Origin of the sequence: Pseudomonas sp. RL_5y_Pfl2_73 (assembly GCF_963970515.1) — a bacterium.
In the GTDB taxonomy this organism is placed as follows: domain Bacteria; phylum Pseudomonadota; class Gammaproteobacteria; order Pseudomonadales; family Pseudomonadaceae; genus Aquipseudomonas.
Map to the genome: position 1 here is coordinate 1 of NZ_CAXAPD010000035.1, position 14163 is coordinate 14163.

The 14163-nt window shown below is 58.0% G+C and carries 11 protein-coding genes and 1 tRNA gene; 3 read left to right on the forward strand and 9 right to left on the reverse strand.

Annotated elements, in window-relative coordinates:
• Positions 1-552: 552 nt before the first annotated feature.
• A complete protein-coding gene (locus tag AACY42_RS24865; RefSeq protein WP_339482970.1) occupies positions 553-1413 on the forward strand; it encodes a hypothetical protein in 861 nt (286 codons plus the stop codon).
• 27 nt (positions 1414-1440) lie between these two features.
• Here AACY42_RS24865 and AACY42_RS24870 read toward each other — a convergent pair whose 3' ends face one another.
• The 8 genes from AACY42_RS24870 to AACY42_RS24905 all read right to left on the reverse strand — a co-directional run bounded on the left by AACY42_RS24870 (position 1441) and on the right by AACY42_RS24905 (position 10095).
• Entirely contained in the window at positions 1441-2319 is an 879-nt protein-coding gene (locus AACY42_RS24870) for a hypothetical protein (protein WP_339482971.1), read from the reverse strand.
• 1182 nt (positions 2320-3501) lie between these two features.
• The gene (locus AACY42_RS24875; RefSeq protein ID WP_339482972.1) at positions 3502-5343 is read right to left on the reverse strand and encodes a tyrosine-type recombinase/integrase; all 1842 of its coding nucleotides are present in this window, start codon (positions 5341-5343) and stop codon (positions 3502-3504) included.
• Between the two features lie 222 nt (positions 5344-5565).
• A tRNA-Gly gene (locus AACY42_RS24880) sits at positions 5566-5641 on the reverse strand.
• Positions 5642-5704: 63 nt separating this feature from the next.
• The gene (gene pgsA, locus AACY42_RS24885) at positions 5705-6265 is read right to left on the reverse strand and encodes a CDP-diacylglycerol--glycerol-3-phosphate 3-phosphatidyltransferase (protein ID WP_339482973.1); all 561 of its coding nucleotides are present in this window, start codon (positions 6263-6265) and stop codon (positions 5705-5707) included.
• 32 nt (positions 6266-6297) lie between these two features.
• The gene (uvrC, locus tag AACY42_RS24890) at positions 6298-8121 is read right to left on the reverse strand and encodes an excinuclease ABC subunit UvrC (protein WP_339482974.1); all 1824 of its coding nucleotides are present in this window, start codon (positions 8119-8121) and stop codon (positions 6298-6300) included.
• 2 nt (positions 8122-8123) lie between these two features.
• Positions 8124-8765: a response regulator transcription factor GacA gene (gene gacA / locus AACY42_RS24895; protein ID WP_003200277.1), complete on the reverse strand. Its 642-nt coding sequence runs from the start codon at positions 8763-8765 to the stop codon at positions 8124-8126.
• 126 nt (positions 8766-8891) lie between these two features.
• Positions 8892-9326, reverse strand: a complete 435-nt coding sequence (locus AACY42_RS24900) for a GNAT family N-acetyltransferase (RefSeq protein WP_339482977.1) — start codon at positions 9324-9326, stop codon at positions 8892-8894.
• A 10-nt stretch (positions 9327-9336) separates the two neighbouring features.
• Positions 9337-10095 carry a carbon-nitrogen hydrolase family protein gene (locus AACY42_RS24905; protein WP_339482978.1) on the reverse strand — a complete coding sequence of 253 codons (759 nt, stop codon included), beginning with the start codon at positions 10093-10095 and terminating at the stop codon, positions 9337-9339.
• 613 nt (positions 10096-10708) lie between these two features.
• On the opposite strand from AACY42_RS24905, the gene AACY42_RS24910 reads away from it, so the two are divergent.
• A complete protein-coding gene (locus tag AACY42_RS24910) occupies positions 10709-11779 on the forward strand; it encodes a 3-deoxy-7-phosphoheptulonate synthase (protein WP_339482979.1) in 1071 nt (356 codons plus the stop codon).
• A gap of 71 nt (positions 11780-11850) precedes the next feature.
• On the opposite strand, the gene AACY42_RS24915 is transcribed toward AACY42_RS24910, so the two are convergent.
• Entirely contained in the window at positions 11851-12825 is a 975-nt protein-coding gene (locus AACY42_RS24915; protein WP_339482980.1) for a hypothetical protein, read from the reverse strand.
• 410 nt (positions 12826-13235) lie between these two features.
• Here AACY42_RS24915 and AACY42_RS24920 point away from each other — a divergent pair, with 410 nt between their 5' ends.
• A complete protein-coding gene (locus tag AACY42_RS24920; RefSeq protein ID WP_339482981.1) occupies positions 13236-14081 on the forward strand; it encodes an esterase/lipase family protein in 846 nt (281 codons plus the stop codon).
• Positions 14082-14163 lie beyond the last annotated feature (82 nt).

Genomic DNA, 14163 nt, shown 5'->3' on the forward strand with positions numbered 1-14163 from the left:
GGCCAGGCCAGACACGCAACTGGGAGCCGATAGGCACGGTGCTGCTGAACCCGGATCGGGAGCAGCCAGCCGAGAAAAGAGCAGCATAGTTAGACGGTGACGCGACAACTACCTTGAAAAACGCCGATAGCTCAACCATGAGGGTTGCCTCGAACTATGCTGTTGCCAAATCATGGTGTCTTTCGATGAATAAAGGCGGCGGCGGTGTCAAACAATGTTGCCTGATTGCGGCGCCACGCTGAACCGCTACAAGCTGATTGTTCTGGATGGCCTGTTTCGGACTGTCTTGTAAACCCTTTGCGACGATTTTAACTTAAGCTGGCGCCAAGGCTACCTGACCAATCAACAACCTAAAGATTTATCCCAATCTGCCGATTTGACAAGACCGCCGAATGGATTGAGCGAGGCAGCTATTGAGCTTTTTCAGACTCCCCATGCACGTCCGTGGCGTTGTCAGCCTACGGGGTATCAACGGGTGGATCACAGTTTTTGACTCACAACCAAAGGCTTCCCCCATGGGCCTTGGTAAATCACTCACTAGGGATCAATAGCATGAGTAACGGGATCATAGGAACGAAAATCGTGACGCGCACGGGTTCGTTTGAAGCTAAATTCATTCCCTTCATTTATGTCATTGTTGAAGACCGTCTCGCACAAGAGGTCATCGATTTGACGTTACGCCATAACTCCGTCAATGAGCCCAAGTCCGCAATCAAGTACATCACCTCCGGCGTATGGGCGAACCAAGCCTCCTGCATGTATGGTTTTTACACTTATGGCAACGAGCTGACCGCCTCCTATCAAATCCCGTTCTTCTCCGCCTTGGCAGTCACTGACGGCGACGTTTGCGAAGAAGAACTGAACAAAAGGCTCAATCAAGTCATCAAGGGCAGCCTCAATGAGGATCAGTCGGCGATTAAAGAGAAAATCAGGAACCACACCACGCAATTCAAGCTTGAACACCTTCGTGGGCCGAATGAAGAACCGATAAAAGCCCTACCCGAGTACAACCACAAGCTATGGTTCGACGAAATCACCGAGCAGATGATTCTCGACCAGCATCAGAAAGAGGTGGGCAGCCCCGACAAGCTGACCCGACTGTTAGCGCAGCATGAAATTGGCACATTGCTGGAAGTCATCCAATACTCGAGATCCATCCTCAATGGCCAGGACGCGATTGTTGAAAATGAAAAGATTGATTACCACCGCTACTACGATCTGCTTAAGGCTTTTGTCCCTCAAACACATCCCGACCACGCGATGAACCACATCGAGTACTATATCCTGAGAGCCATAAGACGTTACAACCCCATTAAATGGGAACGTTACACCTCCCCCGTGAGGGATAGGATCATGGCCCTTGCCCAAGAGAATTACGATAGGTTCAGGAACAGTAGCTTTGACCTCCGCTAGTCAGCTCAATTAGTAACCGCCCTTCATTCACTTTGTCGGGCGGCCATTGCCCTTTGCAACCGGGGCAATGCTGGCGTTTGACGCGGAAAAAGTCACCAGAGGCGCATCGAGCCGTTGGCGTATATCCCCAAGAACTCTCTCCAGAGCATCGAGCCGCGATGCATTTTCTCTACCTAGATTGATAAGGTCGTTACGCTGCTGCTGTGTATGGGACGGCTCTGCCGTCACCTCCACCGCCATCGGCCCCTCCCTGGAGAACCCCCACTGTACGGTAGCCAGCAGGATGCCGCTGAAACCGACAGTCGCTCCCCACTTGAACACTCCCCGGGACGCAATCCAGATCCAAGAATCGCAAATCCGCCCGTCTACATAGGTCCGCCGGAAATGACGCAGTTTGCCCACCGCCAAGTTGTCCTTGAATTTGGGCGCACCGTCGAGGCAAGTACATTGCATATAAGCCACAAGCAGGCCGAAATAGCGCGAAAGAACAGCCTCCTTCGCCAGATCGGCAGGGTCATTGACGACACCGAGTTCAATCGCATCCTCCAAAGGCTTCGTACCCTCAGTCACTGCTGGGTAAAGCAATACATGAACCCGGCCGTGATCGTCACGCACAAACTCCATTGTCGCGCCACGTTCGGCGAGCAACTTCACAGCAGGCCTCAGGGACCTATCAAAGCACTCCTGTTGGTCGTAGGGGCGAGCACCAAAAAAAACCTCGAGCTGGCGCGAGTTTTTTCCTCCCGCGCGACCGCCAGGGGCGATACATAAGCTGTAGATATCACGCAACTGCATGGCGGCATCATGACGATTACAAAGCCCATTGAAGCGTTCGGTGGCCGAGTTCAAGAACGCCTGAAACGCGGCGTAGCGCTGCTGACGAGCGCTGTTGGCAGGTGATGTCACTTATAAGCCCTTTGTCGATCGGGTATTGATTCATTGCTGATCATCAATGATGCACTGATCGCTGCACAAAAACTCATATCCTAACGCTCGTTAAGTTGACGAGCTATGCTAGCTACCGCCTCTCGGCGTAAAGTTTGCCACCCTGCCCAAACAAAACATCCACGCGGTGAACAATGACGGTGCGACTTTACACCAAAGCTGACCTGGCGCTGCGATCGGACCTACCGAGACACCGCAGCCTCCGCCATGACAGCATCTTGACGGGTCGATCTTCATCGTCCCGCTTCTTGCACACTGACTTGCCGCCGCCCACGTTAATCGGGATACAAACCGTTCACTAGCCGAAACTTGGCGACGCATGCGGGGGATACTCGGAAGCCGGCTTTGCTTACATGCGCTACATAACACGGCGCTTTTCACAGCGGGCAAAAACACTTAACAACTCACTTATTACTCCCAGTGGCACCACAGACGAAGCCGCCAACACAGCAAGCCAGCTTCCCAGCGTCCTCGTTTTTAAACAGCACCTAGGCTCGAAGTGCTATGTGCAGGAAGCGGAAGCCTTGGCTGGATTTGCGGAAGCAATTTGCAGAGTAACAATCAGTGGTGAGTCTTCATGATGCAAGTCTGATAGGCCTTCAAGCGATCAATCCTAGGTCGCCGGCATCGGTGTTGCAGATAATTCGTTAAAACATGCTCGCCAATGCGGTACCTCATTACACCACCTAGACGCTGCAACTAGATCCAGAATATTTTTGGGAGTAAATGTGGGAGTATTTTTCACACATGAAAAAGCCCGATCGTTTCCGAATCGAGCTAAGTCATTGAAAAATATGGTCGGGACGGAGTGATTCGAACACTCGCCCCCTAGCACCCCATACGAGGGGTAGCTGAATTCCATGTTTATCCACCAGCCGTATCTGCCGAAAGCATAAAAAACCCGGCACGAGGCCGGGTGATTACCCGCCCCTCAAAAACACAGCCCCCAAATGAGAGGGATGGAGAGCTGACAAGAGAGTGCGGGAGCGGGATATTGCCAAATGGCGTCTTCCTGCGCAATAGAATCCTCTAGCCGACCAGCTCCGAAACATCAGGCGACTTGCGTAGCCCACACATTCAGGAGTAGCGCTAGACGGGCCCAAGAAAGCAGCGACATTCGTTGTCACCGCACGAGACAGCACCTCAGTTTGAGCCCAGCGAGTTATAAACGATTCGCACAGTCACGTCGAAGTTCTCCAGAGTGAGTACATCGATTGGCGAGCGCCCCTTCAGTCGCTCATGAGGCTCACAGACCGTCCGATAAAGCCTCCACGCATCAACATCCGGAAACTGCGCTAACGCAGCAAGTACCAACTTGTGCCGCAGTGGATCAAGCTGCCAATCAGGAATGCGCTGACCGCGATTCCCAAGGCTCAGGGACAACAGGCGCCGAGCCTTGATATCGCGGTTGATCTGATCTCGGGATTTGCCTGCCAGTTTGGCGAAGACAAGCAGCGGCAAATTATTCGAAGCTTCATAGGTGGCTAGCATCTCGGCGCGCTGACGTTGTATCTCAGATACTTCGGGTTCGCGCAGCTGTTCAGTCTGCGTTGAAGCAGGTAGGACAGGTGAATACTGAGCCGCGTTAAGGACCGGTTCGTTGCTGACGGATGTTTTGGAGGCTGGGACCGTCGTCGCTGGGAAGCCACTGCCGTACAGAACGGCGTTTGTGTTCGCGTTTTCCAACGCAGGTAACGAAGCTGCACCCTCTAAACGAATGGTAAGCGGAGAACTTGCCGCTTTCGGCTGGCCCTGCCCCCACAGATCCAGACGGTTCGCCCAATCCTGCATCATGGTCCGGCGCTGCTCCACGTATTCCGCGTGATTGTAGGCCGCACTCACCTTATCCGGATCAGCATGAGAAAGCTGGGCATCCACCCATACCTTCGGGTATCCGATCTCGTTCAGCGCCGTCGAGATCGTCGCCCTCATCCCATGACCAGTGAGTTGATCGGCATACCCCATCCGACGCAACGCGCCATTCAGCGTGTTCTCACTGATACGCTTGCTCAGATCGCTTCGATGCGCAAACAAGTAGCGTTGTGCGGGGACAACCTGTTCCAGCAAGTGACGCACAATCTCCAGCGCCTGAACCGACAACGGCACGATATAAGGCGGTACATTTTGGGTCTGCTTACCTGGCTTTCGCATGGCTAGCTGGAGCTGTTTCACCACCTCCGCGGGTATCACCCACAACCGCTTCTCCAGATCGAACTGGTCGGGTGTTGCCAACCGCAATTCGCCCGTGCGGACACCGGTCAGCAGCAACAACCGAAGGCCAAGCCGAGTTTGGTTGGCGCCACCGTAGTTTCGAAGAGCAGCCATCAATGCCGGGAGCTCGTCCATGCGAAGAAATGGATTATGCGTAACCGGAGGTTTGGGGAGTGCAACTACGTCAAGGTCTGACGCTGGGTTGTGCTCCAGCCCCTCGATCTTCACCAGCGCATAGCGGAACAATTGGTTGAACCAAGTCCGGCATTTTTCGGCTGTCGTTAAGGCCTTGCGCTGTTCGATCCTGCTCAGCAAATCCAACAGATCGTGACGATTGATATCGTAGATAGAACGCCCACCCAGTATAGGCAGGACGTCTTTACTGAAGATCCTCAAAATCTGCGAGAGCGTGCTCTGGCGCCCTTCCTTCAGGCTCAGCCTGCGGAACTCCACCCACTGATTGAACACGGCCTCGAAGGTGTGCTCCTTCGCAGCATGAACAGCAAGTCGCTGTTGTTTACGATGCTCATAGGGATTGATGCCCTGGGCAACCAAGGCGCGCGCCTCGTCACGTCGAGTACGTGCTTCTTTGAGGGAGATTTGCGGGTAACAACCCAAGGACATGCGCTTCTGCTTGCCTGCCCAGTAGTAACGGAAGAGCCAGACTTTTCCGCCTCTGGCCGTCACATTGAGTGTGAGACCATCACTGTCGCCGAGGGTGTAGTCATTACCGGTGATTCGGGCATGCCGAACTGTCATTTCTGAGAGTGCCATCGCGAGCTCCTGAACAGAGTCAGGGCCAGATGCTCATCTCGCTACGCAAACTGCTCCAGCATCAAACCGATTCGGTACGCGTCAGGATTCTGGACTTAATCCTGGACTTAAACGCACCGGATAGTGCTGGATTTCAGTGGTTCCCGCTGGAACGAAAAAAGGGCCTAAAGGCCCTGATTTCAATCACTTACAGAATTCAGTGGAACTCTGTAGCGCAATATTTGGAGCGGGAAACGAGACTCGAACTCGCGACCCCGACCTTGGCAAGGTCGTGCTCTACCAACTGAGCTATTCCCGCGTCTTGGTGTGGCGCATTCTATAGATTCAGACTACGCCGTCAACCCCTTGATTCAAAAAAGTTTTATTTCGGGTCTACATCCGTCCGCAGATGCGGCCAAGCGGCGCGCAGATATTGGATCATCGACCACAGCGTCAGGCCGGCGGATACCACCAGCAGCGCATAGCCCAACAGCACCCAGAAGCTGAAGTCCGAAGGATTCGCCAGCAGGATCACCAGCGCGAGCATCTGCGCGGCGGTTTTCCATTTGCCCAGGTTCGACACGGCGACCTGGGCGCGGGCACCCAGCTCGGCCATCCATTCACGGAGCGCCGAGACAACAATTTCGCGGCCGATGATCACCGCCGCCGGCAAGGTCAGCCAGAGGTTGCCGTGTTCCTGGACCAGCAGCACCAGGGCCACCGCGACCATCAGCTTGTCGGCCACCGGATCCAGGAAGGCACCAAACGGCGTGCTCTGCTCCAGACGTCGAGCCAGGTAACCATCCAGCCAGTCCGTCGCGGCGGCGAACGCAAAGACCGAGGCGGAGGCCATGTAGCTCCAGTGGTACGGCAAATAGAACAGCAAAATGAAGATTGGGATGAGCAGGACGCGTAGGACGGTAATCAGATTTGGGATATTCATCGGCACAACTGGCTGCGAGGTTGACGGGCATTCTACTCGCTGTGCAGGTTTGCATAAATCGACTCAGCGAGCTTTTTACTGATACCGGGTGCTTTGGCTATCTCCTCGATGCTGGCACGAGACAGCTCCTGCAATCCACCAAAATGTTTCAACAAGTCGCGGCGTCGCGTCGGGCCGACGCCTGCCACACCTTCCAGTGTAGACGTACGGCGCGTCTTGCCACGGCGGGCACGGTGTCCAGTGATGGCAAAACGGTGGGCTTCGTCGCGGATCTGCTGGATCAGGTGCAGCGCCGGAGAATCACCCTTGAGGGTGAACTCATGGGCAGCGTCGTTCAGGTACAAGGTCTCGAAACCGGCCTTGCGCGTTGCGCCCTTGGCCACGCCCAGCAAGATCAGGTCCGGCACCATCAGTTCATTGAGCACATCACGGGCCATGGACAACTGGCCTTTGCCACCGTCCACCAGGAGGATGTCTGGCAACTTGCCCTCCCCGTCCTTCAGCTTGCCGAAGCGTCGCATCAACGCCTGATGCATCGCCGCATAATCATCGCCCGGCGTGACGCCTTCGATGTTGTAACGGCGATAATCGGACTTGATCGGGCCTTCCGGACCGAACACCACGCAGGACGCCACCGTTGCCTCGCCACTGGAATGGCTGATGTCGTAGCACTCCAGCCGCTGCGGCGGCTCGTCCAGGTTGAGGACATCGGCCAGGGCCTCGAACCGCGCCGCCACGTGTTGACGGTTGGCCAGGCGCGCACCCAGGGCCTGTTCGGCGTTGGTCACGGCCAGTTGCTGCCAACGGGCACGGGTGCCACGAACGCGGTGACTGATGGTCAGTTCACGACCACGAAGCTTGTCGATGGCTTCGATCAGGGCAGGGAAATCCTCGTGGACCACGTTGACGATCAACTCGGCAGGTAAGTCGCGTTCCGGGCTGCTGATGTAGTACTGACCCAGAAATGCCGCCATGACCTCGGCCACGTCTTCCTCGATGCCCACCTGGGGAAAGAAGTTCTTGCTGCCCAGCACGCGACCGCCACGTACGCTGATCAAATGCACGCAAGCGCCACCCGGGTTGATGAACGCAGCGATCACATCGACATCACCGCTGCCCCCTTCCATGCTTTGCTGGTCCTGCACGCGGCGCAGCAGGCCAATCTGGTCGCGCAACTCGGCGGCCCGTTCGAACTCAAGGTTGACCGCCGCGTCTTCCATGGCTACCGACAATTCATCGGTCAGCGCATTGCTGCGGCCCTCCAGGAACATCACCGAGTGACGTACGTCTTCGGCGTAGACCTGCGGCTCGACAAACCCCACGCAAGGCGCCTTGCAGCGCTTGATCTGGTATTGCAGGCAGGGCCGGGTGCGATTCTTGTAATAGCTGTCTTCGCACTGGCGAACGAAAAACGTTTTCTGCAGCAGACTGAGGCTTTCACGAATCGCCCCAGCGCTGGGATAAGGACCAAAATACCGACCCTTGGCCTTTTTGGCGCCCCGATGAATGCTCAGGCGCGGAAAGGCACCGTCGGACAGAAACACATACGGGTAGGATTTATCGTCGCGCAACAGAATGTTGTACGGCGGACGCCACTCCTTGATCAGCGTCTGCTCAAGCAGCAGCGCCTCGGTTTCATTGGCGGTGATCGTTGTTTCGATTTGCGCGATGCGCCCCACCAGGGCGGCAGTCTTCGGGGCGAGACCGGTCTTGCGGAAGTAACTGGCCAGGCGTTTCTTGAGGTTCTTGGCCTTGCCGACGTACAGCAGGCGCGCCTCGCTGTCGAACATGCGGTACACGCCGGGGCGACCGCTGCAAGTGGACAGGAACGCGCTTGGATCAAACAATTCAGTCATTTTCAGGCGCTGGCATCGACCATGCCGTGGCGCACCGCCAACAGTGTCAATTCGACGTCACTGCTGATCGAAAGCTTCTCGAAGATACGGTAGCGGTAGGTGTTGACGGTTTTTGGCGACAGGCACAGCTTGTCGGAGATGATCTGCACCTTCTGGCAACCGACAATCATCAGGGCAATCTGGATTTCCCGCTCCGACAGCGCATCGAAGGGAGAATCGTTGGTTGGCTGGAATGATTTGATCGCCAATTGCTGGGCGATTTGTGGGCTGATGTAGCGTTGCCCGGCAAAAACCAGGCGAATGGCCTGGACCATCTCGTTCAAGCCAGCGCCCTTGGTGAGGTAGCCCGCCGCACCCGCCTGCAACAACCGGGTGGGGAACGGATCCTCTTCACACACGGTCACCGCGACCACCTTGATGTCCGGGTGACTGCGCAGCAGCTTGCGCGTGGCCTCAAGGCCGCCGATGCCAGGCATCTTGACGTCCATCAACACCACGTCGGGTTTCAATTCACGCGCCTTGATCAGGGATTCTTCCCCGGATTCAGCCTGGCCAACTACCTGCAGGCCATCGATGTCAGCCAGCATTCGTGTAATGCCCGTACGGACGAGATCATGGTCATCGACCACTAACACCCTAATCAAGCAGACACCTCACGATTTGGTCTTATTTGGGTTGCACAACACCTTAGCAAAAAGCATCCGGCAGACCTAGCGCAAAGGAACAGATAAAAGTTACAACACATCTTTATTGGCACAACGTCCGAGGCTTCAGGCACCGACGTCTCGCTGCATCCTCAGGAAACACTCATCCTCGCCCACGACGCGCAGGCCCATGCGTTCGTACAACGCCCTGGCCGGATTATCCTTGAACACCGTCAGGCGCAGCGCCGGGCGACGCTCCAACCCTACCAGCCCCCAAACCTGTCCGATCGCCCAGGTACCAGCGCCCCGCCCGCGAAACGCCTCGCCGATCTGCAACTCCCGGATATACAACGCTCGGGCATCACGACTGAGGCTGACGAAGCCCAGCGCCTGGCCGGCACGACTGATTATCCAGCTCTGGCGAATGATCCAGGCCAGATCGAATGCTTCGTCCTGCCAGAGCAAATCATGCTTGAGGTAATAAGGAAGCATGTTGTCGCAGGTCAGCTGCCGGGCGAAATCGATGTCCCCGGCCGTTGCCACACGCCACTCGAAACTCATGAACACCTCATCAACGCACTGCCACCGGCACGACTTGCCCTACCCAACCGCTGGCGTCGCGGCGGGCGATCACCAACAGCTCCCCCGTGCCTGGCGCTGTCGCGAGCAGCGAACCGTCCGGGCCCCAGATAGCACTGCGACCAGCCGATTCCCAGCCTCCGGTAGCGCCGCCATGATTGGCCATCAGCACGGCCATGGCATGCTGCCGGGCGTATCCTTGCAGCAATGCCGTATCGGGCACGTAGCCCCCCTCGGTGATCAACACCCCCGCCGCATACAGCGTAGCGCCCTGCCCGGCTGCCGCGGCAGCATGGCTGGCGTGGGAAAAATCGGCGCATACGGCCAGGGCGATGTAATCCTGCCCCATCGCCAGTATCGAGCCGCCATGCCCCGGGGCGAAGGTGACTTCTTCCCCAGGGTGCAGATGCTGCTTGCTGTACACCCCGAGGGAACCGTCCGCGCCAAGGACCAACGCGCCGATCAACACCGGGGCGTCCGCCGACAGGTGAATCGGCATGCCCACTACCGCCGTCAAGCCGAGCTCACGCGCCAACTCGCGCAGCGGTTGCAGTACGGCATCGTCCGCCAGGATGGCCAGATCCGCCGCTAGGCCACGTTCGTAGCCGGTGAGCGACAGCTCAGGAAACACTAGCAACTGCACGCCCTGTTCGACGGCAGCCTGCATGAAACGCTGATGACACCTGACGTTGGCGCGAATATCCCCCGCGATGGAGATCGACTGGGCGGCGGCGAAGATTGGAGCGGTCATAGGTCATCCTGGGAGGCGCTGCAAACTTGAAGTTTGTCATAAAGCCCAGCGGACTCAAGCCGAGGCGAACAATTGCATGCCCTCGATAGCATTTTCTGATTGAACGGGCGCACCGTCCTCAAGTAAGCTCAGGGCCATTCATCGGAGACAGACCATGCTCAACGCCCTCTCACCGCTTCAAACCGCCAGCGCCCCGCGCTCGGTTGCGGCTGCCTGGGCGAACAGCGTTCAAACTCCGGTCAGCTTGTATTTTGGGTATTGGTTTAGCCACTGGCGCGCCTGATACCCAACCGGCGCCCACTTTAAACGGGTCGCCTTCCAGAGTTTTCAAACCCCCGGTCGGCCTCCCGACCGGGGGTTTTGTTTTTCAGGCCACACACATTTGCAGCACCAGACAACTTGAGGATTGAGCCATGAACTACGCCACTTTTTACCGTTACGACAGTTTTTCCGCCTGGCGATTTACCAGCCACCGCTCGGGACAGCCTGCCGCCTCCGATCGGTCACCTACCGGTGGCAAGCCTCAATTGCGGGCCAATCCGGCCAATTGTCGAACACCCCTCTAGGGCCGGCCCGCGGGAACGAACCCGCTGCTCGTCCAGGAAGCCAGATCATGAATTCGTCCATCTCCGCTTTGCCGCTGTCCACGCTCAACCCTGCCAACGAAGCCCTGACCCTGCGTCTGCCGAGCTCGTTGCAACTCAAGCACCAATTGCCGCTCAGCACCGCGTTGAGCCACCAAGTGAGCGCCCATCGCCAGGCTATCCGCGCGATCCTCGACGGTGAGGACTCCCGCCTGCTGGTCATCGTCGGTCCCTGCTCGATCCACGACCCCAAATCCGCCCTCGAATACGCCGCCAACCTGGCTCGCGTGGCCCATGAAATGAGCGACAGCATGCTGCTGGTCATGCGCGCCTACGTGGAAAAGCCCCGCACGACCGTGGGCTGGAAAGGCTTGGCCTACGATCCTGGCCTGGATGGCAGCGATGACATGGCCGCCGGCCTGACCTTGTCCCGGGAACTGATGCGCGAAATGTTGCAACTGGGCTTGCCTGTCGCCACCGAATTGTTGCAACCCATGGCCGCCAGCTACTTCGATGACCTGCTCAGTTGGGTCGCCATCGGTGCGCGCACCACCGAGTCGCAGATCCACCGGGAAATGGCCAGCGGCCTGGGCATGCCCGTGGGGTTCAAGAACGGCACGGACGGCGGGGTCGGCATTGCCTGCGATGCCATGCGCTCTGCCGCCCATCCCCATCGGCATTTCGGCGTGGACAGCCAGGGGCATCCGGCGATCATCCAGACACCGGGCAACCCCGACACCCACTTGGTGCTGCGCGGCGGCCATCGCGGGCCGAACTACGACCAGCAGAGCGTCACGCAGGTACACCACGACCTGACCCGCCTCAAGATACCGGCGCGGATCATGGTGGACTGCAGCCACGCCAACAGCGGCAAAGACCCGCTGCGCCAACCGCAGGTGTTCAATGACGTGCTGGAACAACGACTGCAAGGGAACCGCTCCCTGATCGGCATGATGCTCGAAAGCCATCTGTTCGAAGGCTGCCAGCCGCTGGGCCCGTCGATGCGCTACGGCGTCTCGATCACCGATGGTTGCCTGGGCTGGGAGTCCACCGAGCAGCTGTTGCGCGATGCTCATCACAGGTTGCAATTGCCAGCCTGAGATCCCGAGACACCAGAGGGCGGCGCAGACCTTGTGGGAGCGAGCTCCCGCAAGGTTGTGCAGGCCTTCGTTCAGCCTGGCGCCTTGGAACGCACCTGGACCGTCACCCACTCGGACCGCTGGCTGACGTCATCCAGGCGCTCGACCTGATAGAACACGTTCACCGACCTGTCGCGCTGCGCCTGCCAATACCAGGCAGGAATCACAAACACCAGCGGCCGACCTGCCGTGGCCTCGGTGATTTCGCGTTCAAGCACATAGGCGGAGTTGCCATTGCACTGCAACCCGACCCACTCGCCCGCCTCCAGCCCGGGGTCATCGATGACAACCGTCACCCCTTCTTGCAGGTCGTCGACCTCCAGCCACCCAGCGTTCATCTCCCGAATCTGAAGGGCCTTCAACGCAGGGCGCAGCAGCGGACCGATGTGCAACGACAAGGGCTCGGCACGACGCACCGAATGCCCACGCCTGACGACATAGGCCAGGACCAGATCGTGTCCCACATAGGGAGCGATCAACGAGTGGTCGATCCAGAGCGATACCTCGCAGCCAACCGCATGAGCTTCTATATCCAGCACATCGCGCCACAGCGCGTTGGAATCCTTGCTGGCAGTCAGGATCAAGCGATCGCCAACCGCCATCCTGGCGTAGGGCCGAATGCTCACCCAGGTTCCGTCAGGCACCCGATTCGGATCGAGACTGCCGCCTACCGCATCGTTGGCAATGGCAGGCAGCAGTTGCGGCGATGCATCGCCGATCTCCAGTTGCAGGTGTTCTGAAACCAACGTGCCCGGCAATCGTTTGCCCATCACCTGGTAGGAGATCTCCAGCGAGCCACCGTCCAACTCGGCGATATGCGGTTCGCGCACGACGAACACGACGTCTCGCCCTACTTGCCGCTCCGTGACGAACCCGGCCACTTCATGCCGGTAAGGCTCACCCTCGTTGTTGAGCCCATGCCAACGCAGCAGCACCTCATCCCCGCACGTCATCATGGGATAAGGTTTGACGGTAACGACGGTCTTGCGCCAAGCGGGGTTGATCACCCCGTCCCTGGCCGCAGCCAGGACCGGTGGCGACAGCCTTGTTCCTGAGGTTGAGCGGGATCGTTGAAGAGAGGGGTAAGTGATCATATGCAGGCTCCAGTCCTTGGATGAAGGCACCGTTTGCATAACGGTGCTCGATGGAGCTATTAAACCCCACTCGCGCCAAACCCACAGCCAGACAAGACGACAACGGCGGTGGTCCCTGGCGTTCAAAGATGTAGCTGCATACGACCCGGGTTATAGGAGACCGCCTATACCTTTTGCCACTGTCGGGTTATTTCCCACTTTTCCCACTATTTCTATTCCGGTTTCCCCGGCCCAACGCGGTTTCTTCCTACACCATCCATTTCAGACCTGGATTAGAGTGAGGTCGCAAATTCATCGTGAACCTCTTCGAAAAAGGTACGAACATGCAACGGAATGCAACCACTCAATTTCCCATCCTGTTGATCCATGGGTTGTTCGGGTTTGACAGGGTCGGCGGTTTCGAACTTTTCCATGGCATCAAACAAGCCCTACGCGCAGGCGGTGCCCGGGTGTTCATCCCGAACTTGTCAGCCACCCATTCCAACGAGGCCAGAGGCGAACAACTGTTGGCGCAGATCGATCGGGTCCTGGTCGGCACCGGCACCACTCGGGTCAACCTGATCGGCCACAGCCAGGGTGCGCTGGCCTCCCGGTATGCTGGCGCGCTGGCACCCGACAGGGTGGCCTCGGTCACGTCGGTCAGCGGCCCTAACCATGGCTCCGAGCTGGCCGACTTCCTGCACAAGGCCCTTACCCCCGGACGGCTGCCAGGGCATGTGGCAAGGGGCGTCGCCACGCTGTTCGCCGATTTCATCTCGTTTCTGGACGGCCAGGCGCAGCTATCGCCGGCCGCCGTCGCCGCACTGGCGGCACTGACCACTGAAGGCGTGGGCGCCTTCAATGACAAATACCCTCAAGGCCTGCCAAAGCACTGGGGCGGGAACGGTCCGGACAGGGTCAACGGCGTGCGCTACTACTCATGGAGCGGCACGCTGCGAGAGTCGACGGATAAAGAACAAGGACCTCTGCAGGTTTTCTGCCGCGCCTTTTCCGAATACTTCATCACCGAAGCCGGGCAAAACGACGGCCTGGTCGGGCGTTTCAGTTCGCACTTGGGCAAGGTCATTCGCTCCGACTACCCCATGGACCACATGGAGGCTATCAACCCAGCAGGCACCACAGAGCTTTACCTGCGCCACGCCGAGCGCCTGCGCAAAGCTGGCCTTTGATCGCCGGACCCAAGGTTTTGACGCATTTTTAACAACACCCCGTTAATGAATCCGGTAGGCTCAACACCTTTAAATACAGCGA